The sequence below is a fragment of the Pseudovibrio sp. SCP20 genome, from assembly GCF_057774105.1.
In genome coordinates, this window is the sequence record NZ_JBYMDH010000001.1 from 1,546,472 (window position 1) to 1,566,744 (window position 20,273).

Below are 20,273 nucleotides of genomic sequence, written 5' to 3' on the forward strand. Positions count from 1 at the left end.
AACCTTAGCCTTCGCTCTTGTCAGCAGCAGCTTCTTCAGAAGCTTCTTCAGCAAGTGCAGGCTCTTCAAGGAGTTCTTCAGATTCGCCGAGATCGATACCCATGGAACCGGATGCGCGTGCGATGCCGTCAATAGCAGCGCGAGCGATCAGATCGGTGTAAAGGGTAATTGCACGACCAGCATCATCGTTACCCGGAACTGGGTAAGTGATGCCATCTGGATCACAGTTGGAATCCAGGATCGCAGCAACTGGAATGCCCAGGCGACGAGCTTCCTGAATTGCGTTAGCTTCGCGGTTGGTGTCGATAACAAAGATCAGGTCCGGAATACCGCCCATGTCTTTAATACCACCAAGGTTGCGCTCAAGCTTCTGACGCTCACGGTCAAGGAACAGACGCTCTTTTTTGGTCATGCGGTTTGCATCACCACCGTCGAGCAGCTCTTCAACCTTACGCAGACGCTGGATAGACTGAGAGATCGTCTTCCAGTTGGTCAGCATGCCGCCGAGCCAACGAGCGTTGACGTAGTACTGAGCAGAGTTGCGAGCAGCTTCTGCAACAGCTTCCTGAGCCTGGCGCTTAGTACCAACCAAAAGCACGCGACCACCAGCAGCAACAGTGTCAGACACAGCTTTAAGAGCCTGGTGCAGAAGTGGAACTGTCTGACCAAGATCAAGAATGTGAATGTTGTTGCGAACACCGAAGATGTAGTTGTTCATCTTTGGGTTCCAGCGGTGCTTCTGGTGACCAAAGTGTACGCCTGCTTCAAGCAGCTGGCGCATGGTAAAATCAGGCAAAGCCATGCCTTTATTCTCCTTAGTTTTCCGGTTTAATCCTCCGCAGGGCAGCACAACCGTGCAACTCTCTAACCGGATGGAGCTCGCCACAAGGACAAACCCCGCCCTGCGTGCGGGATGGGGCGCTTATAGAACCCCTTTTCAAGAAGATCAAGCACTCAAGGTTTAAGATCAACATATAGGCCCGATTTAGTAAATCAGATCCCCCCTCACCGCGCTCACGCAACCAGAAAGTTTACCCCTCAAGCCAAAGCAACCTGCTGCGAAACCAAACTGTGGGTATGCGCATTACATATTATGTTTTCTCAAAAATTCATGGTTAACAAATCATCAACAAAAAGACTCAATTCGGACACATTTCAATATGGCACTGAAGAAACTCGTTGTAGCAGCACTTATTGCTATGACACTGGGCGGCTGCGCCAAAACCATCAAGCTTTCTGACGTTGATGCAAAGACAATCTCCCAATCAGCGGTAAAACCCGTCAAGAACCGGCATGTGAAAGAGAGCCACATCAACACCCATGGCATCCAGCATGGCCTTCTGGGTGTTGTTGTGACAACCGCCATGAATGCAGCCTCTGGCGCCTATGGCGAGATGGCCTCCATTCCGGCAGCAAAGCACGATCCACAAACCGCCATGCGCGAACGGTTGACTAAATATCTGCAGAAAACCCACAAGTTCCGCTTTAAAGGCACGATCAAGGGCCCATACAGCAAGCCAACCATCAGCGAGGAACAACGCGCAAAAGCTCTCACCAAGCTTGCCAAGGAAACTGGCTACTCCGGCTATTACCTGGATGTATCAACGGTCTTCTATCAATCAGAAATGGAAAGCGCAGGTTGGTTTGCAAACCTCGCCTACCGATACCGCGGACGCGCGCTTCTGGTTTCCGGCAAGGATGGCAAGATCATCGCCGCCTCTACCTGCTACGTTATGGATCACTCAGATTTAACAGATCTGGCTAACGAAGGACAAAAGGGCGTAGACCGCTTCGCCAGAAACCTTGGTTACGCTTGTGCTGAACAAGTCATCCAGAAAATCTTCTAAGACAGAAGTGAATGGCATGACCACCAATCAACGCAACATGCCCTGAAACAACAAACCCCGCCGATCATCTTCAGCGGGGTTCTTTTTTGCAAATGCCAATGCAGGCTAAGACATCTGGACGTCCATCACACCGGGGAGTGTTTTCAGCGCACCAGAGAGCTGAGGTGAGAGCTGGTAATTGCCCGGAAGTTTGACCTCCACCTCTCGCTGACCATCATCCAGCAGTACGACACAGCTTACTTCACCATCCCCACCGCGGCGCAATTGTCGCTGCAGGCTTGCAATCGGCTCATCAGAGCCAAGGAAGATGCGAAGGGTTCGATGTACCCTGCCCGCCACCTTCTCCAGCGGCTCGACCTGCGAGATACGAACGCTGACTTCCTCGTCCCGCATATCCGCCTGCACAAGCAGCACAACAGAAGCTCCCGGCTCCAGAAGATCGCGGCACTGGTTCAGCGTCTCAGAAAACATCACCGCTTCATACTGCCCGGTTGGGTCCGAGATGCGCACAATGCCCATCTGATTACCGGTGCGCGTCTTACGCTCTTGCTTCGCCGTAACCGTACCCGCCAGACGTCCGGCGGAAGAACCAGCCTTTACAGAGCGCTCAAAGTCCTTCCAAAGCTGCACACGCAATTTGGTGAAGAGTTCACGGTATTCATCAAGCGGATGCGCGGAGATATAGAAGCCAACCGCAGCATGCTCCTTTTGCAAGCGCTCCGACGGCAACCATGGATCGGTCGGATTAAGGATCAAAGGCTCAGGAGCATTGTCACCACCAAAGAAGTCGTTCTGCCCCGAATTCTTATTTTCTTCCGTACGCTGCGCCATGCCGATGATGCGATCCAGACCATCCAACAACTGAGCGCGGTTTGGATTGAGCTCGTCAAAAGCACCGGCAGAGATCAGGTTCTCGATGGTCCGCTTGTTCAGAACCTTCGGGCTGATGCGGGTCGCAAAGTCAGCCAGATCCTTGAAAGGCTCGTCACCACGCACCTCTACAATATGCTCTACCGCCTGTTCCCCCACGCCCTTGATCGCGCCCATGGCGTAAACGATCTTGCCGTCCTGCACATCAAAGTGCACACCGGATTTGTTGACGTTCGGCGGCACCACCTCAATGCCCATGCGCATCGCTTCCTGACGGAAGTCGCTCAGCTTATCAGTGTTGCCAAGATCGAGCGTCATGATACCGGCGAGGAACTCCACCGGATAATTCGCTTTGAGCCAGGCCGTCTGATAAGCCACTAGCGCATAGGCTGCTGCGTGTGATTTGTTGAAGCCGTAGTTCGCGAACTTGGCCACCAGGTCGTAAATCATACCGGCCTGGTCTTTATCCACCTTCTGCTCAACAGCACCCTCAACGAAGCGGGCACGCTGGATCTCCATTTCAGAGGCAATCTTCTTACCCATCGCACGGCGCAGCAAATCCGCTTCACCAAGAGAGTAACCAGAAAGCACCTGCGCGATCTGCATCACCTGCTCCTGATAAACGATAATACCGTTCGTCTCTGTCAGGATCGGCTCAAGCAATGGGTGAAGATAATCAGGCTCCTGCTCGCCATGTTTTACGGCGTTGTAAATCGGAATGTTGTCCATCGGGCCCGGACGATACAGAGCCACCAACGCAACAATATCTTCAAAGCGGTCAGGTCGCATCCCCGCAATCGCGCGGCGCATGCCCTGACTTTCCAGCTGGAACACACCAACGGTCTCACCTGCAGCCAGAAGCTTATAGGTCAGCGGATCATCAATCGGGATTTCTTCAATCTTCACTTCGATGCCGCGCTTCTTGATATGCGAAACCGCCGTATCAATCACCGTCAGCGTTTTGAGGCCAAGGAAGTCAAACTTCACCAGACCGGCAGCTTCCACCCACTTCATGTTGAACTGGGCAACCGGCATGTCAGAGCGAGGATCTCGGTAGAGCGGCACCAGCTGCTCCAGTGGACGGTCACCAATCACCACACCCGCCGCGTGGGTAGAGGCGTGACGGTAAAGGCCTTCCAGCTTCATCGCCATCTTCAAAAGGCGATCAACAACCTCTTCCTGCTTGGCAGCTTCACGAAGCCGAGGCTCCTGTTCCAGCGCCTCAGGCAAGGTACACGGGTTCGCCGGGTTACCAGGCACCAGCTTACTCAAGCGGTCCACCTGACCATATGGCATCTGCAGAACACGCCCCACGTCGCGCAGCACCGCCTTGGCCTGCAGCGTTCCGTAGGTGATGATCTGCGCCACCTGCTCGCGGCCATACTTACGCTGCACATACCGGATCACTTCTTCTCGTCGGTTCTGGCAGAAGTCGATATCAAAGTCCGGCATGGACACACGTTCCGGGTTCAGGAAGCGTTCGAACAGCAGAGAGAACCGCATAGGGTCAAGGTCGGTAATGGTCAGTGACCACGCAACCAGCGAACCCGCACCGGAACCACGCCCCGGCCCCACCGGAATATCTTCATTCTTCGCCCACTTGATGAAGTCCGCAACGATCAGGAAGTAGCCTGGGAACTTCATGCGGATAATGATGCCCAGCTCGTAGTCCAGACGGTCCCAATAATCTTTCTCTTCCAGATCCGGCGCCAGACCATGCACATCAAGACGCGCCTGCAGGCCTTCTTTCGCCTGACGGGTCAGCTCTTCCGCCTCTGCCCGTTCTGCTTCTTCCGCATCGGCATCTGCCCCGGCAAAGCGCGGCAGGATCGGCGCGCGTTTCAATGGGCGATAATGACAGCGCTGCGCAATCACAACGGAATTCTCAAGCGCCTCCGGCAAATCGGAGAACAGCTCCATCATCTGCTCGCGGGTCTTGAAACAGTGCTCTGGTGTTAGCTGGCGTCGATCGGTCTCAACAAGAACGCGGCCTTCAGAGATCGCGATCAGCGCATCGTGCGCTTCATAATCATCCGGGTTCGGGAAGAACGCTTCGTTGGTTGCGACAATTGGAATGTTCAGATCATAGGCAAGGTTCAGGAGCTCAGGCTCAACATCTTCCTCACCTTTCATATTGTGGCGTTGCAGCTCCACATAGAGGCGATCCCCAAACGTGTTCTGCAACAGCTCCAGACGGGACTTGGCAAGATCTATATGCCCTTCGCGAAGCTGAGAGTTGATTGGCCCTTCACTTGCACCCGTCAGAACAATCACGCCACCTGATTTATCAAGTACGCGTGAAATAGGAACATTCGCCTTGAACCCGGGCTCCGTATCAAGAAACGCACGAGACACCAGATCCATCAGGTTCTCGTAGCCCTCCTCGTTCGCTGCGAGCAGCACCAGATCGCTCACCGCATCATCACCGGAGACATCGGGCTGATCTTCGAAGTTGACAGAGACCTGACACCCAATGATTGGCTGCATCCCAGCGCCAAAGGCTTTTTCAGAAAACTCCAGCGCACCAAAAAGGTTGCCGCTGTCCGTGATTGCAAGTGCTGGCTGCTCATCCTTTGAGGCAAGGTCAATCAGCTTGCCGATAGGCAATGCCCCTTCAAGCAGGGAGTAAGCTGAGTGAACACGGAGATGGACGAATCCTGGAGATGACATCTTGAGCCTTTTGGTTCGCAAGGTGTGCGCGACAGTAGCACCTCATTTGGAGGACCCAAAAGCAAAATGCAATTCCTTGGCAAATCGCACCACCGGTTATCCCGAGTTTCCCAACGCCTACTCCCAAGGAACTTACGGGAGCATCTGTGTCAGAGCATCACCCCACATCAGGCAGCTGCTTGCAAAAAGTACAATAGAACCGAATGCTGCTGTTTCACGAAGTACGAATGACATAACAAACACCCTTAATTTGAACTCTGTTTGTATCTGTTATGTTCTATCAATGTTCTCATTTATACAACCCCTAACTCGGCTGGGTCAAACTCATAGTTAATGAGTGGTATACGCATATGTCCTGCGAAAACTAGGCAAGCCAATTCCCTCATCAACTCAATGAGTTGAGGACTGGATCAAAGTTAATGCTGGAAGAAAAGGCGTGCGGTCACACACTCTAAAAAGGTACTCGAGCCACAAGAACAGCAGCATCAAAACGAGAACAGAGCTTTAAAACGCAAAATGCCAGCGACCATATCGCTGGCATTTGATTCTTACTCAGGCTTTCACCAAAAGCAGCTTAAGGCAGCTCCACCACTTTACCGTCGCGAAGTGTAATCCTGCGGTCCATCTGCTTGGCCAGTTCCAGGTTATGCGTCGCCAACAGCGCCGCCACACCGGAAGCACGCACCAGAGCAGTCAGGGCCTCAAACACATACTGAGAAGTATTTGGATCAAGGTTTCCTGTCGGCTCATCTGCCAGTAGCACACGCGGTGCATTGGCAACCGCACGGGCAATGGCAACACGCTGCTGCTCACCACCAGAAAGCTCTGCCGGACGATGGCTTTCACGCTCAGCCAGACGCATATAGGAGAGCAACTGACGTGCTCGCTCTTCCGCATCCTTGCGCTTCAGCCCGCAAATCATCTGCGGCAAAGCTATGTTCTCCAACGCGGTGAACTCAGGCAGCAACTGGTGGAACTGATAGACGAACCCAACCTCAGTGCGGCGAATAGCAGTGCGCGCATCATCATTGAGCTTGGAGCACTCACGCCCACCAATCAATACCTCACCGCTTTGCGGCTTCTCCAGCAACCCAGCAAGGTGCATCAGCGTAGATTTACCAGCACCAGATGGCGCCACCAGCGCAACCATCTCCCCTTCATAGAGGTTGAGATCAGCGCCTTTCAAAATCTCCAGCTTGCTCTTACCTTCATCATAGCTGCGAACCACGTTCTGCAGGCTGAGCACAGGAACACGGTCTTCACCTTCAAGCGAAACACCAGCAACCGGTTTTGTTGGTTTGTTCATCATTCGTAGCGCAAAGCCTCAACAGGATCGAGCCGGGCTGCGCGCCAGGCAGGGTAAATCGTAGCAAGCAGGCTCAACACAAGAGCCATAATCACAACACTCGCCGTCTCGCCTGGATCCATCTCAGCCGGAAGCTTGGAGAGGAAGTAAAGCTCAGGTGAGAACAGCTCAGTCGCTGTCAGCCAGGAGATCGCCTGACGAATGCTCTCAATATTCCAGCACACCACCGTGCCCAGAATGAAGCCAGCAAACGTGCCGATAGTACCAATGCTTGCGCCGGTGATGATAAAGATCCGCATCACGGCACCGCGGGTTGCCCCCATGGTGCGCAGCACTGCAATGTCACGACCCTTGTCTTTCACCAGCATGGTCATACCGGAAATGATGTTAAGAGCTGCCACAAGTACAATCAGCGTAAGAATCAGGAACATCACGTTGCGCTCAACTTCAAGCGCAGAGAAGAACGTCATGTTGCGCTGGCGCCAGTCTGAAACAAACACAGGCCGCCCGGCTTCCTCTTCAATCATTGGACGCAGCGGACCAACGGCATCTGGATCATCCGCATAAACCTCGATGCCGGTCGCCAAACCTTCTTTGTTGAAGTAAAGCTGCGCTTCATTGAACGGCATAAACGCGATAGTGCCGTCGTATTCGCTCATACCAATCTGGAAGATTGCAGAGACAGGATATCCCTTCACACGCGGCGTCATGCCCATTGGGGTGATACTGCCACGCGGGGTAATCACACGAACCGTGTCCCCAACCGTCACACCAAGCTGGCGTGCCAGGCGGGAGCCGATCGCGATACCCTCACCCTCATCAAAGCCATCCAGCGTACCAAGCAGAACATTGCCGGAAACAAGGTCCAGCTTATCAAGATCAGACTTGTGAACACCGCGGAACAAGGCACCAAGGTCAGCACTCGGGCCGGAGATCATCGCTTGCCCTTCAACAAACGGCATGGCAAAGTCCACGCCGTCGATACCAACCAGTTTGACGGAGGTTTCCTGATAATCATTGAGCGGGCTATCAATCGGCTGAACCAGCACGTGCCCGTTAATGCCAAGAATTTTGGTCAGCAGCTCTGTACGGAACCCATTCATCACCGCCATGACGATGATCAGAGTTGCAACGCCCAAAGTGATCCCCAAAAAGGAAAGACCGGCAATAATAGAAATGAAAGTTTCTTTGCGTCTGGAGCGCAGATAACGCCCTGCCAGCATCCACTCAAAGGGTGCAAACCACCGGTTCTTTCCGGGATGAGCCGCCTGAATCTCTGCCGTCATACTAGACTATTCTCCGTTTCCGCCTGTTCAACTACTCCGTGGAATATAGGGAGCATGAAGAGCAAGTGCCATAAGCTCTGGCAAAAAGGCCCGGCAGCAGAAAGGCCGCCGGCACCTAGCATACCATTGAAGCTACTGAGTTACCCCAAGCTTCGCTGATATCAACCTTTTAAGGCAGAAATCAGTTTGTTGACAGCCGCTTCCGGGGTCAACATTTCGCGATCACCGGTTGCACGGTCTTTCACTTCCACTTCACCGGTCTTCAGACCACGTGGGCCAACAACCAGCTGATAAGGCAGACCAATCAGATCCATGCTTGCAAATTTCTGGCCTGCACTGGTCTTGCGGTCATCATAAAGAACCTCAACGCCAGCCTTTTCCAGCTCAGCATAAACGCTCTCACAAACCTCATCACACTCAGAACCAGCTTTCATGTTGATCAAACCAACATGGAACGGTGCAACTTCTTTCGGCCAGATAATGCCATCATCATCATGACAAGCTTCGATGATCGCACCCAGCAAACGGGAAACACCAATGCCATAAGAACCCATCTGAACAGGCACTTCCTTGCCTTCAGCGGTCATCACCTTCGCGCCCATTGGCTCAGAGTACTTGGTGCCGAAGTGGAAGATGTGGCCAACTTCAATACCGCGTGCAGACACTTTCTTGTCTTCTGCAACAGCACCAAACGCAGCTTCATCATGCATCTCATCAGTTGCAGCATATGGAGTGGTCCACAGCTCAATGATACCGGAAAGATCACCGTCGAAATCAGTGTCTTCGCCTGGAATTGGCAGATTCAAAATGTCTTTGTCCAGGAACACTTCACTCTCACCGGTAGACGCCAGCACGATAAATTCGTGAGATAGATCGCCACCGATTGGGCCAGTGTCCGCTTTCATAGGAATAGCAGTCAGACCCATACGCGCGAAAGTACGCAGGTACGCAACGAACATACGGCGATACGCTTCAGTTGAACGCTCTTTGTCCAGATCGAAAGAGTAAGCATCCTTCATCAGGAACTCACGACCACGCATCACGCCAAAACGAGGACGCACTTCATCGCGGAACTTCCACTGAATGTGATAAAGGTTCAGCGGCAGATCCTTGTAGGAACGCACGTAAGAACGGAAGATGTCCGTAATCATCTCTTCGTTGGTTGGGCCAAAAAGCATTTCGCGCTCATGACGGTCCTCAATGCGCAGCATCTCTTTGCCATACGCATCATAGCGGCCACTTTCGCGCCACAGATCAGCAGGCTGAATGGTAGGCATGAGCAACTGCACCGCACCTGAGCGGTTCTGCTCTTCTTCAACAATACGTTGAATCTTGTTCAGCACACGGTGGCCAAGCGGCAGCCATGCATAAATCCCGGCTGACTGCTGACGGATCATACCAGCACGCAACATCAGGCGGTGCGATACAATCTCGGCTTCTTTCGGAGTTTCCTTCAAAATAGGCAGGAAATATCGGGACAAACGCATTAGTTTAACTCTTCAGTTTTTAAGGCTAGCAAGCTCAGGTTCACCACCAAGCTTCTCTTCTATGCCTTCTTAGCAAGCAGAACGCTCGTTGTAACTGCCAACATGGCTATATGCCAATTTTCTAAGAGACATTTCCCCATGCACGCGGCTTTTGGCCCACCCTTGCTGCTGCAGTGCACAGGATTTCCCAAAAATTATAGCTAAAATTTTAGGCAAGCAAAAAATTGCGGCGAATTGATACAAAATGATGACAAACAATTGTGATTACGCTAGTGTCTGTCCAACAACAAAAACAGCACCCTTAAGCGGTGTTGCAAGGTATCGCGATCTTTAGTCTTGGGAGGAAGGTTCTCGGGCGCCCGTTATGGTTGCAGCCGGCACTCTACGCAAGTGCAAAGAGAACATTTAGACGCGGAACTCGTTCTAATAGCAAGGCTTCGGCCTTGCTTTTTTTTCGCGGTTTTCCGCCATTTCCACTCAGTGAAACCTACTCAGCATAGTCACAGGCCCACCGCAAATACGCAGAACCGCCTGCGCGCATGACGTTATAGTAACTCCATCACAAACCGGCCTGCCCCTGAAACACAAAAAGCGATTCCGTAGAATCGCTCAGCATTCGTATTGATGGGGTATGTCTGTAACTCTCTGATTTTGCGCCACACATTTGATGTGCAAAAGCAAAATCAGGACGGGGCATTGCCCATAAACTGATCAACCAGTGGAAACAGCTGCGCTCCAAGACCAGACTCCAGGAACCAATAGACCCCGGCAAACACGATGGTCGTGACGATGGTGTTGATAATCACCTTCTTCAGCAGCTGCGGGTTCTTGGGAGCACTCTCGGTCGTACCCGGAATAACTTCCCCTTCTTCCGCTTGCGTGCGCACCCCAAAAGGCAAAATGGCCAGAAACAAAATCCACCACATCATGAAATAGAGTGCAACGAGTAGCGGCGTAGCCATAAATCTGCTCCAGGAGTTTCTTGTTGTGTCTGTGGTTGGCCACTTATATCACAAAGCAACCAGCTAACTAGATAGTTCTACCTACAAGAAATAGACGCAGGCCGAAAGACTTCCAGTTTTCGCAAACCACAAGTCTTTCAAAGCAACCTTAAGCCTGTTCCAACTCGGTCAGCGTGCCGAGGAAGTCTTTTGGATGCAGGAACAGCACTGGCTTGCCGTGCGCGCCGATCTTCGGCTCACCATCACCAAGAATACGCGCACCATTCGCCACCAACTGATCACGTGCAGCAATGATGTCATCCACTTCGTAGCAAATGTGGTGAATACCGCCCTGAGTATTGCGCTCCAGAAACTTGTTGATCGGAGAGTTCTCGCCAAGAGGCTCCAGCAGCTCAATCTTAGTATTTGGCAGTTCAACAAACACAGTAGAAACGCCGTGGTCTGGCTGCGCAACTTTGTCAGACACAATGCCACCAAGGGTATCGCGATACACCTTCAGCGCCTCTTCCATATCCAACACAGCAATCGCAACGTGGTTTAGTCGTCCAATCATGGCGGTCCTCCCAATAACTCTTTGCTCTAAGGAACAGATTTCCCAAGCAAAGTCCATTGGATCAAAAGTCAAAGGCCGCAGATGATGCTCTCATCTGCGGCCCTAAAAATCTCAAATCGCACGAAGCTGATCAGACGCGTTGCACCAGCGCTTTGCAAAGTGGCTTCTTGCCCCAATGCTCCACAACCGCATAACGCCCTGCCCGGCGTGCTGCTTCACGAACCAGTTCAACATCCCTGCGACGGCTCTTCGGAATGGAGATCACAGCACCATAAACCGCATCACGAACAGCATCCTCAAACGGCGTACCATCCTCGGTCTCATCCGGCATGCCAAACAACACCACATCGATGTCACCCAGCAGCTCACCACGACCATCAAGGATCAGCGAAACTGTCACGCAGCCGCCATAAGAAAGCTTGCGGCGCTCTTGCACGCCGGTCTCTTCCGGAGCTGCCACCAGACGACCATCACGAACAAGGATACCAGCTGGCGCTTCATCAATAACCTTTAGCCCACCCGGATGCAGACGAACCATGTCGCCATCACGAATGATCTTGACGTCTTTCACGCCCTTGCTTTCGGCAAAGTCCTTATGGCACTGCAAATGCAGAGGCTCGCCGTGAACCGGCAGAACCTTTTTCGGGCGCACAAGGTTATAAACCTGATCCAGCTCGCCACGACGCGGGTGGCCAGAAACGTGAACCAGAGCATCACGGTCTGTCACCACCTGAAGCCCCTGTTGGGTCAGCTGGTTGATGATGCCGTAAACAGCCTTTTCGTTGCCCGGAATGGTACGACTGGAGAAGATAACCATATCGCCAGCTGACAAACCAATCAGGCGATGCTGATCCCCTGCAATACGCGCCATAGCAGCACGTGCTTCACCCTGAGAACCAGTGCACAGCGCAACAACTTTATCGCGCGGCAAAGAGCCATACGTCTCTTCATCACGGAACGGTGCTAAACCATCAAGGTAGCCAAGATCGCGGGCAATCTCGACAGTGCGCTGCATGGACCGGCCAATCACTACAATCTCACGTTCCGCAGCCATCGCCGCTTCTGCCACCGCACGCATACGTGCAACGTTGGAGGCAAACGTGGTCACCGCCACGCGGTTCGGCGCTTCCTTAATGATGCGGGTCAGCTCTTCCTTCACATCCGCTTCACTCGGGCTCACCCCATCGCGGACCGCGTTGGTGCTGTCGCAGACGAAAACATCAACGCCTTCATCGCCCAGCTCACGCAAGCGCTGCAGGTCAATTGCTTTACCTACACCCGGCGTCAGATCGATCTTCCAGTCACCAGAATGCAGAACCAGTTGCCCACCAATACGGATAGCCAAAGCACACGGCTCCGGGATCGAGTGGGTCATGGTCACCAGCTCAATATCAAAGATACCGGCTTTGAACCGATCGCCCTGATTAACAACTGTCACTGGAATTTGGTAATCCGCTCCATCACCAATTAGCTTGGCTTCCAGAAGGCGTGCAGTAAACGGTGTGGCATAGACCGGCAGTTCAAGGCGCTTCCAGAGATAGGTCAGCGCGCCATAGTGGTCTTCATGCGCGTGTGTAATGACGATCCCGTCAATACGGGAGCGCTCTTCTTCCAGAAAACGAATATCCGGAAGAACCAGATCCACGCCCGGCATTTCAGGACCGGCGAAGGACACACCAAAATCAACGATCAGCCAGCGACGATCATCCTCAGGTCCATATCCATAAAGACCGAGGTTCATACCAATTTCGCCAACACCGCCCAAAGGCAGGAACACGAGCTCTTCAGTGCTCGACATCTAAGACTCCTTCAAAGCATGCTCTGCAAATTTGGTCCCGGTTACGGAACAAGAACACGCTGATAAACTCTATGTCCTGTCAGACGTGTGGCTTCATCACTTCAAAAGCCAGCACCACGTGCTTTGCACGTCGTCAGGAAAAGAAAACATCACCGGCTGTCACCAGCCGCTCGCCGCCATGATCCATTTTCACGATCAGTCGGCCCATTTGGTCGATATCTATAAAGACACCGGAAAATTCTTCATTGCTCAGGCGAACGCGGATTGGTTTCCCACGCCCCACGGCGCGCCGCAACCATGCAGATCTAATCTCCTCAAACCCACTGGCCGCCTTCCACGTTTCCAGCCATCGTGCGAAGCTTTGCGCAAGTGCATCAAACACCTGGCTCGGGTCGCACATGTACCCCATGCTGCGCAAATCCGTAACAGCATAATCACCAAGATCTGGGTGATGAGACACGTTGACGCCAAAACCGCACACAAGGCACAGCTCACCATTAGGCCCACTTTCGCTCTCAAGCAAGATGCCAGAGACCTTTTGTCCGTCAATGAGCACATCGTTGGGCCACTTCAGCTGCGCCAGATTATGCGCGCCAGTTGCCCGCTCAATGGCTTCACCAAGCGCAAGAGCCGCAACGAATGGCAGCTGAACGATCTTCTCGTTCTGCACGTCAACACGCAGCAGAACAGAGGCAAACAGATTGCCAGATTCAGATGTCCACTCACGCCCCCGGCGCCCGCGTCCAGTTACCTGAATATCGGAGCGCACCCACAGATTACCGGGATGTCCGTCCCGCGCCTTTTGCAGGCCGTAGGTGTTGGTGGAACCGATTTGATCATAGTGCTCAAAACAAAAGCCCGGCGCTGAGCGCACCGGGCCTTCGTCTTTTAATTGTCCAAGATTCATCATCGATGCACTAGAACAGAACGCCAGCTGCGTTGGCAGCAGCATTCATGATTGGCTCTGGCATGATGAAGAACAGTCCGACAACGGCACTGGAAAGACCCAGCACAATTTTCATTTCACCGGACATTGGCAGGAACTCACCAGTCGCATCATCAAAGAACATGACCTTGATCACACGCAGGTAATAGTAAGCAGCCACAACGCTGGTCACCAGACCGATCACAACCAGTGGAGCAAGACCTGCGTCCATCGCTGCGATGAACACGTAGAACTTACCGAAGAAGCCGATGAGCGGAGGCAGACCAGTCAGAGAGAACATGATCACAGCCAGCAGCACAGCCATTGGCAGGTTGGTCTTGGAAAGACCAGCCAGATCAGAAATCTCTTCAACCATACCTTCCTTGCGACGCATGGACAGGATGCAAGCAAACGCACCCAGTGTCATGGCAAGGTAAGCAGTCATGAAAACGATCAGGCCATGTACACCAGCTTCAGTACCAGCTGCCAGACCTACCAGTGCGTAACCCATGTTACCAATGGAAGAGTAAGCCATCAGACGTTTGATGTTCTTCTGGCCAATCGCAGCGAACGCACCAAGCGCCATGGAAGCAATCGCGATGAACACAACGATCTGCTGCCAGTCAGTGGTCACATCACCCAGAGCTTCGATCAGCACGCGGATCAGCATACCAAACGCAGCAATCTTAGGCGCAGCTGCAAAGAAGGCAGTCACTGGAGTTGGCGCACCCTCATAAACGTCCGGGGTCCACATGTGGAATGGAACCGCAGAGATTTTGAAGGCAATACCTGCCAGCATGAACACGATACCGAACACCAGACCAAGAGACGCGCGCTCTTCAGTCAGAGCCGCCGCGATACCCACAAAGTCAGTATGGCCGGTAAAGCCGTAGATGAAGGACATGCCGTAAAGCAGCATACCGGAAGACAACGCGCCAAGGACGAAGTACTTCAGGCCAGCCTCTGTAGAGCGAACAGAGTCACGGTTGATCGAAGCGACCACGTAAAGCGCCAGAGACTGCAGCTCAACACCCAGATACATGGAAATCAGATCGTTGGCAGAAAGCATCAGCATCATACCAACGGTCGCGATCACGATGAGGATCGGGTACTCGAAGCGGTCAAAGTTCTGAGAACGGGCATAAGCAACGGACATTGCAATGGCAAAGCCGGAACCGATCAGCACCAGCACTTTCATGTACTGGGAGAACGCGTCCTGAATGAAAGCGCCATTGAAAGTGGTGCCGTAATGCGGGCTCACCAGCAGGATCAGACCTGCAACAGTGAGCAACGCAACGCAGATACCCGTTACCAGCGGAGTAGATTTCTCTCCACCAAATGCACCAACCATCAGCAGGACCATGGCACCGAGAACCAGAAGGATCTCAGGCATCACCGGCATCAGATCAGGAATTGCTAGAAGCTCAGCATTCATGAGTGCACAGCTCCCCTGTTAATGGCTGACAGCTGCAGCAGCGTGAGTGGCAATGCCACCTGCTTCTAGTGCAGCGTTGTAGTTTTCGATAAGGGCACCAACGGACGCGGACGTCACATCCAGCAGTGCTGCCGGATAAAACCCGAAGAAGATCGTCAGAATGATCAGCGGAGCCAGGATCAGCTTTTCACGGCCGGTCAGGTCCAGCATGGACTTGAGGCTTTCCTTCTCCAGCGCACCAAAGACGACGCGGCGGTAGAGGAACAGAGCGTAAGCAGCAGACAGGATCACGCCGGTTGCAGCAAAGAACGCAACCCAAGTGTTCACCTGGAACACACCGATCATGGTCAGGAACTCACCCACAAAGCCGGCAGTACCTGGCAGACCAACGTTCGCCATGGTGAAGATCATGAACGCAACAGCGTAACGCGGCATGTTGTTCACGAGGCCACCGTAAGCGGTGATCTGACGTGTATGCATGCGATCGTAGATCACACCAACACACAGGAACAGTGCACCGGAGATCAGACCGTGTGCCAGCATCATGAAGATCGCACCTTCAATACCCTGCGCATTTGCAGAGAAGATACCCATGGTCACGAAGCCCATGTGAGCAACGGATGAGTAAGCGATCAGCTTCTTGATGTCTTCCTGAGCCAGCGCCACCAAAGAGGTGTAGATGATCGCCACAATGGAAAGTGTGAAGATCAACGGCGCGAACATGTCACTCGCAATCGGGAACATTGGCAGGGAGAAGCGCAGGAAGCCATAACCACCCATTTTCAGGAGGATCGCCGCCAGAACAACAGAACCAGCAGTCGGGGCTTCCACGTGCGCATCCGGCAACCATGTGTGAACCGGCCACATTGGCATCTTCACTGCAAAGCTTGCGAAGAATGCCAGCCACAGCCAGGTCTGCATCTGTGCAGGGAAATCACTCTTATCAAGCAGTTCCACGATGTCCAGCGTACCAGCCTGCCAGTACATAGCCATGATAGCCGCCAGCATCAGCACGGAGCCGAGCAAGGTGTACAGGAAGAACTTGTAGCTTGCGTACACGCGGCGCGGACCACCCCAGACACCGATGATCAGGAACATCGGAATGAGGCCAGCCTCGAAGAATACGTAGAACAGAACCAGATCCAGCGCACAGAACACACCGATCATCAGTGTTTCCAGCACCAGGAAGGCGATCATGTATTCTTTCACGCGGTCCTGAATACTATCCCAGCTTGCCAGAATACAAAGTGGCATCAGGAAAGTGGTCAGAATGACGAACAGCATGGAAATGCCGTCCACACCCATGTGGTAGGTGAAGGTATCACCGAACCAGTCGTACTTCTCAACCATCTGGAAGCCTGGGTTCTCATTGGTGAACCCGCCCCAGATAAACAGGGAGACGATGAATGTGAAGGTCGTTGTAATCAGCGCAACACGCCGAATGTTTGTCTTCGCATCTGGATCATCACCCCGCACCAGTAGGATGAAAAGAACACCTACCAGCGGGAGAAATGTTGTGATGGAAAGGATGGACCAGTCGTTCATTAATGAACTCCCCCACCGGAGAACATGGCCAGGGTGACGAAGAAGGCAACCCCGATCAACATGGCGAATGCGTAGTGATAGATGTAGCCAGACTGCAGGCGAACAACCCAACCGGTAACCTGCTGAACGCGTGAGGCAACACCGTCAGGACCAAGTCCGTCGATAACAGTGCCATCACCACGCTTCCACAGGAAGCGGCCAAGTGCCATAGCAGGCTTCACAAACAGGAAGTCATAAAGCTCATCGAAGTACCACTTGTTCAGGAGGAACTTGTAAAGTGGCTGATGACGCTCTGCCAGAGCCTTCGGCATGTCTGGTTTTGCGATGTAGAATACGTAAGCGATGATGAAGCCGGCGATCATGGCAAGTGTCGGAGACAATGCCACCAGCCAATGCACGTGATGCATTTCTTCAATCACAGCAAGCTCACTGTTGGTACCGCCAAAGACGTCCTTCCAGAAGTGCGCATAGTCATGACCCATGAACGCTTCTTTGAAGGCCATACCAGCAAACAGTGCGCCGATGGACAGAAGAAGAAGCGGAACCAGCATGACCCATGGGCTCTCGTGGATGTGTTTCATCACATCAACAGAAGCACGTGGTTTGCCGTGGAAGGTCATGAACACGAGACGCCAGCTGTAGAAGCTTGTCAGCAGCGCAGCAAGGACAGTCGCCCAGAATGCGTAACCAGCGAAGATGTTATGACCAACATAAGCAGCTTCAATGATCGCATCTTTGGAAACGAAACCTGCAGTACCGATACCGATGAACGGAATACCGAAACCTGTCAGCGCCAGCGTACCAATCATCATGGTCCAGTAAGTCCATGGGATGTGCTTGCGCAGGCCGCCCATCTTACGCATGTCCTGCTCGTCGGAAACCGCATGGATAACGGAACCGGCGCAAAGGAACAGAAGCGCTTTAAAGAAGGCGTGTGTGAACAGGTGGAAGATACCTACACCGAACGCGCCCACACCCAGAGCAACAAACATGTAACCCAGCTGGGAACAGGTGGAGTATGCAATCACGCGCTTGATGTCGTTCTGCACACAGCCAATGGTCGCTGCAAAGAAGGCGGTAGTCGCACCGAAGAAGGTCACAACAGTCATCGCAGTTGGTGCCAGTTCAAAGATCGGCGCAAGACGCGCAACCATGAACACACCAGCTGTCACCATGGTCGCTGCGTGGATCAGCGCGGAAACAGGCGTTGGGCCTTCCATCGCATCCGGCAACCAGGTGTGAAGCAGGAACTGAGCTGATTTACCCATGGCACCCATGAACAGCAGCAGACAAACAACTGTCAGCGCAGGTTCAGCCATCAACTCATAACCCAGGAAGTTCAGCACAGGCTCTTTGTTCTCAAGAAGAGATGGGCCGCTTGCGAAGATCGAGGTGAAGTCGATGGAGCCGTACAGGTAGAAGACACCGAAGATACCCAGAGCGAAACCAAAGTCACCCACACGGTTGACGATGAACGCTTTCATCGCTGCCGCGTTAGCGGATGGTTTCTGGTACCAGAAGCCGATCAGCAGGTAAGATGCCAGACCAACGCCTTCCCAACCAAAGAACATCTGCAGCAGGTCATCAGCAGTGACCAGTGTCAGCATCGCAAAGGTGAAGAGCGAAAGGTAAGCAAAGAACCGCGGACGATGCGGATCGTGGTGCATGTACCCGATAGAGTAAATGTGAACCAGACAGGACACAGAGTTCACAACCACCAGCATCACCGCGGTGAGTGTATCCACGCGGATTGTCCAGTTAACCGACAGATCCCCAGAGGTGATCCAGCGGAAAATGGTAATAAGCTGCGTGCTTTCTGAACCAAGCCCGTATTGAAAAAACACCACCCATGACAGAAGGGCTGCGACAATCATGAAGCCGCTGGTGATGTACTCGCTGGCTTTGACCCCAAGCCGATTGCCGAATAGCCCGACAATCAGGAAGCCAAGCAACGGCAGAAAAACGATTGCTGAAAACATCCGCCCCTCAGCCTTTCATCATATTGATGTCTTCCACGGCGATAGAGCCGCGGTTACGGAAGTAAACAACCAGAATAGCAAGACCAATGGCCGCCTCTGCTGCTGCAACGGTAAGAACCAGGAGCGCAAAGATCTGACCAACCATGTCCTGCATGAAGTAGGAAAATGCCACCAGGTTGATGTTAACTGCGAGCAGTAAGAGCTCGATAGACATCAGGATGACGATGACGTTCTTCCGGTTGAGGAAGATGCCAAAGATCCCGATGGTGAATAGGATCGCTGCGACCCCGAGATAATGCGCTAAGCCAATTTCCATGGGCGCCTCTCAGTGCTCCCCGTGTTCTATTCAAACTCCGGAGAAGAAACCTTCAGGTGAAGGTCTTTTCTCCGGTACGAATTAATGGTGAAGACCCGTCAAAGACGGCTCTTACAAACCCTTGCCACTTTCAACCTTGACCACTTCAATCGCGGTCTCTGGACGACGGGCAACCTGCTCAGAGATATTCTGACGGCGTACGCCCGGCTTGTGACGAAGGGTCAAGACGATCGCACCGATCATTGCCACCAGCAGCACCAGACCAGCAACCTGGAACCAGTAAATGTAGCGGGTGTAAAGCAATTCACCGATAGCGGCGATATTCTGTGTCTGCTCGACAGGAGGTGTTGGGGCAGACCCCTCACCCAGCATGCCAGGAGCGATGTACCAGCCACTGACAACCATCAGCAGTTCAACCAGCAAGATCACACCAATCAGCGCGCCGATTGGCAGATACTGCAAGAACCCCTGACGCATCTCGGCAAAGTCAACATCCAGCATCATGACCACGAACAGGAACAGCACCATGACCGCACCCACGTAGACAACAACCAGAAGCATCGCCAGATACTCGGCACCAATCAGTACAAACAACCCGGCTGCATTAAAGAAGCACAGGATGAGGAACAGCACTGAGTGAACCGGATTGCGAGATGCAATCACCATGAAGGCAGAGGCCACCGCAAGTGCGGCAAACAGATAGAAAAACAGGGCCTGCAAAACCATTTTTAGGTTGCCTTTGTCCTATTGTCTCGCCCGGTCAGTGCAAAGCTCCAACCGGACACAACCTACTCCCCCGCCTTAGCGGTACGGAGCATCCAATTCGATATTGCGAGCGATCTCACGCTCCCAACGCTCCCCATTCGCAAGCAGCTTGTCCTTATCGTAGAACAGCTCTTCTCGCGTCTCGGTCGCAAATTCAAAGTTCGGGCCTTCCACGATCGCATCAACCGGACACGCTTCCTGACAGAACCCGCAGTAAATGCACTTGGTCATGTCAATGTCGTAGCGGGTGGTACGGCGAGTACCGTCGTTACGACGTGGTCCAGCTTCAATCGTAATGGCCTGCGCAGGGCAGATCGCCTCACAAAGCTTACAAGCAATGCAGCGCTCTTCTCCGTTCGGATACCGGCGCAACGCGTGTTCGCCGCGAAAACGCGGACTTACCGGCCCCTTCTCAAAGGGATAGTTGATTGTCGGCTTCGGCTTGAAGAAATAACGCATGGCAAGAAAAAACGCCGATACGAACTCCTTCAAAAGCAACGACTTTGCGGCCTGTCCCAGTCCCATAGCC

The 20,273-nt window shown here is 53.0% G+C and carries 16 protein-coding genes; 1 reads left to right on the forward strand and 15 read right to left on the reverse strand.

Going from position 1 to position 20,273, the window contains the following annotated elements:
- Positions 1-4: 4 nt before the first annotated feature.
- The gene (rpsB, locus tag AC3CB2_RS06775) at positions 5-802 is read right to left on the reverse strand and encodes a 30S ribosomal protein S2 (RefSeq protein WP_014285935.1); all 798 of its coding nucleotides are present in this window, start codon (positions 800-802) and stop codon (positions 5-7) included.
- A gap of 358 nt (positions 803-1,160) precedes the next feature.
- On the opposite strand from rpsB, the gene AC3CB2_RS06780 reads away from it, so the two are divergent.
- Positions 1,161-1,847 (forward strand): hypothetical protein, encoded by a 687-nt coding sequence (locus AC3CB2_RS06780; RefSeq protein ID WP_352929809.1) that lies wholly within the window; start codon positions 1,161-1,163, stop codon positions 1,845-1,847.
- Positions 1,848-1,952: 105 nt separating this feature from the next.
- Here the strand turns inward: AC3CB2_RS06780 and dnaE are convergent, their stop codons facing one another.
- The 14 genes from dnaE to nuoI form a co-directional block, all read right to left on the reverse strand.
- Positions 1,953-5,387, reverse strand: a complete 3,435-nt coding sequence (gene dnaE / locus AC3CB2_RS06785; protein WP_352929806.1) for a DNA polymerase III subunit alpha — start codon at positions 5,385-5,387, stop codon at positions 1,953-1,955.
- A gap of 574 nt (positions 5,388-5,961) precedes the next feature.
- Complete coding sequence (locus tag AC3CB2_RS06790; protein WP_425328926.1) at positions 5,962-6,696, reverse strand: ABC transporter ATP-binding protein; 735 nt, start codon at positions 6,694-6,696, stop codon at positions 5,962-5,964.
- Positions 6,693-7,916 (reverse strand): lipoprotein-releasing ABC transporter permease subunit, encoded by a 1,224-nt coding sequence (locus AC3CB2_RS06795; RefSeq protein ID WP_352931731.1) that lies wholly within the window; start codon positions 7,914-7,916, stop codon positions 6,693-6,695. The genes AC3CB2_RS06790 and AC3CB2_RS06795 overlap by 4 nt, the downstream gene beginning before the upstream one ends.
- Positions 7,917-8,140: 224 nt before the next feature.
- Positions 8,141-9,466, reverse strand: coding sequence for a proline--tRNA ligase (gene proS / locus AC3CB2_RS06800; protein WP_352929804.1), 1,326 nt, complete (start codon positions 9,464-9,466; stop codon positions 8,141-8,143).
- A gap of 683 nt (positions 9,467-10,149) precedes the next feature.
- On the reverse strand, positions 10,150-10,428 hold the full coding sequence (locus AC3CB2_RS06805; RefSeq protein ID WP_008546849.1) for a DUF1467 family protein: 279 nt from the start codon (positions 10,426-10,428) through the stop codon (positions 10,150-10,152).
- Between the two features lie 148 nt (positions 10,429-10,576).
- Positions 10,577-10,981, reverse strand: a complete 405-nt coding sequence (mce, locus tag AC3CB2_RS06810; protein WP_008547081.1) for a methylmalonyl-CoA epimerase — start codon at positions 10,979-10,981, stop codon at positions 10,577-10,579.
- A gap of 130 nt (positions 10,982-11,111) precedes the next feature.
- A complete protein-coding gene (locus AC3CB2_RS06815; RefSeq protein ID WP_054785279.1) occupies positions 11,112-12,779 on the reverse strand; it encodes a ribonuclease J in 1,668 nt (555 codons plus the stop codon).
- A 133-nt stretch (positions 12,780-12,912) separates the two neighbouring features.
- On the reverse strand, positions 12,913-13,689 hold the full coding sequence (locus AC3CB2_RS06820; RefSeq protein ID WP_352929800.1) for a biotin--[acetyl-CoA-carboxylase] ligase: 777 nt from the start codon (positions 13,687-13,689) through the stop codon (positions 12,913-12,915).
- A gap of 7 nt (positions 13,690-13,696) precedes the next feature.
- Positions 13,697-15,139 carry an NADH-quinone oxidoreductase subunit NuoN gene (nuoN, locus tag AC3CB2_RS06825; RefSeq protein ID WP_054785278.1) on the reverse strand — a complete coding sequence of 481 codons (1,443 nt, stop codon included), beginning with the start codon at positions 15,137-15,139 and terminating at the stop codon, positions 13,697-13,699.
- A gap of 18 nt (positions 15,140-15,157) precedes the next feature.
- Complete coding sequence (locus tag AC3CB2_RS06830; RefSeq protein WP_352929798.1) at positions 15,158-16,684, reverse strand: NADH-quinone oxidoreductase subunit M; 1,527 nt, start codon at positions 16,682-16,684, stop codon at positions 15,158-15,160.
- Complete coding sequence (gene nuoL / locus AC3CB2_RS06835; RefSeq protein ID WP_083416995.1) at positions 16,684-18,663, reverse strand: NADH-quinone oxidoreductase subunit L; 1,980 nt, start codon at positions 18,661-18,663, stop codon at positions 16,684-16,686. The genes AC3CB2_RS06830 and nuoL overlap by 1 nt, the downstream gene beginning before the upstream one ends.
- Positions 18,664-18,670: 7 nt before the next feature.
- On the reverse strand, positions 18,671-18,979 hold the full coding sequence (nuoK, locus tag AC3CB2_RS06840) for an NADH-quinone oxidoreductase subunit NuoK (protein WP_008546212.1): 309 nt from the start codon (positions 18,977-18,979) through the stop codon (positions 18,671-18,673).
- Positions 18,980-19,090: 111 nt separating this feature from the next.
- Positions 19,091-19,705, reverse strand: a complete 615-nt coding sequence (locus tag AC3CB2_RS06845) for an NADH-quinone oxidoreductase subunit J (RefSeq protein ID WP_008546727.1) — start codon at positions 19,703-19,705, stop codon at positions 19,091-19,093.
- A 75-nt stretch (positions 19,706-19,780) separates the two neighbouring features.
- Positions 19,781-20,269: an NADH-quinone oxidoreductase subunit NuoI gene (nuoI, locus tag AC3CB2_RS06850; RefSeq protein WP_014285948.1), complete on the reverse strand. Its 489-nt coding sequence runs from the start codon at positions 20,267-20,269 to the stop codon at positions 19,781-19,783.
- Positions 20,270-20,273 lie beyond the last annotated feature (4 nt).

Bases quoted from the DNA above. Each gene is read 5' to 3' on its own strand.
- rpsB (WP_014285935.1), bottom strand. From the start codon at position 802: ATGGCTTTGCCTGATTTTACCATGCGCCAGCTGCTTGAAGCAGGCGTA.
- AC3CB2_RS06780 (WP_352929809.1), top strand. From the start codon at position 1,161: ATGGCACTGAAGAAACTCGTTGTAGCAGCACTTATTGCTATGACACTG.
- dnaE (WP_352929806.1), bottom strand. From the start codon at position 5,387: ATGTCATCTCCAGGATTCGTCCATCTCCGTGTTCACTCAGCTTACTCC.
- AC3CB2_RS06790 (WP_425328926.1), bottom strand. From the start codon at position 6,696: ATGATGAACAAACCAACAAAACCGGTTGCTGGTGTTTCGCTTGAAGGT.
- AC3CB2_RS06795 (WP_352931731.1), bottom strand. From the start codon at position 7,916: ATGCTGGCAGGGCGTTATCTGCGCTCCAGACGCAAAGAAACTTTCATT.
- proS (WP_352929804.1), bottom strand. From the start codon at position 9,466: ATGCGTTTGTCCCGATATTTCCTGCCTATTTTGAAGGAAACTCCGAAA.
- AC3CB2_RS06805 (WP_008546849.1), bottom strand. From the start codon at position 10,428: ATGGCTACGCCGCTACTCGTTGCACTCTATTTCATGATGTGGTGGATT.
- mce (WP_008547081.1), bottom strand. From the start codon at position 10,981: ATGATTGGACGACTAAACCACGTTGCGATTGCTGTGTTGGATATGGAA.
- AC3CB2_RS06815 (WP_054785279.1), bottom strand. From the start codon at position 12,779: ATGTCGAGCACTGAAGAGCTCGTGTTCCTGCCTTTGGGCGGTGTTGGC.
- AC3CB2_RS06820 (WP_352929800.1), bottom strand. From the start codon at position 13,689: ATGATGAATCTTGGACAATTAAAAGACGAAGGCCCGGTGCGCTCAGCG.
- nuoN (WP_054785278.1), bottom strand. From the start codon at position 15,139: ATGAATGCTGAGCTTCTAGCAATTCCTGATCTGATGCCGGTGATGCCT.
- AC3CB2_RS06830 (WP_352929798.1), bottom strand. From the start codon at position 16,684: ATGAACGACTGGTCCATCCTTTCCATCACAACATTTCTCCCGCTGGTA.
- nuoL (WP_083416995.1), bottom strand. From the start codon at position 18,663: ATGTTTTCAGCAATCGTTTTTCTGCCGTTGCTTGGCTTCCTGATTGTC.
- nuoK (WP_008546212.1), bottom strand. From the start codon at position 18,979: ATGGAAATTGGCTTAGCGCATTATCTCGGGGTCGCAGCGATCCTATTC.
- AC3CB2_RS06845 (WP_008546727.1), bottom strand. From the start codon at position 19,705: ATGGTTTTGCAGGCCCTGTTTTTCTATCTGTTTGCCGCACTTGCGGTG.
- nuoI (WP_014285948.1), bottom strand. From the start codon at position 20,269: ATGGGACTGGGACAGGCCGCAAAGTCGTTGCTTTTGAAGGAGTTCGTA.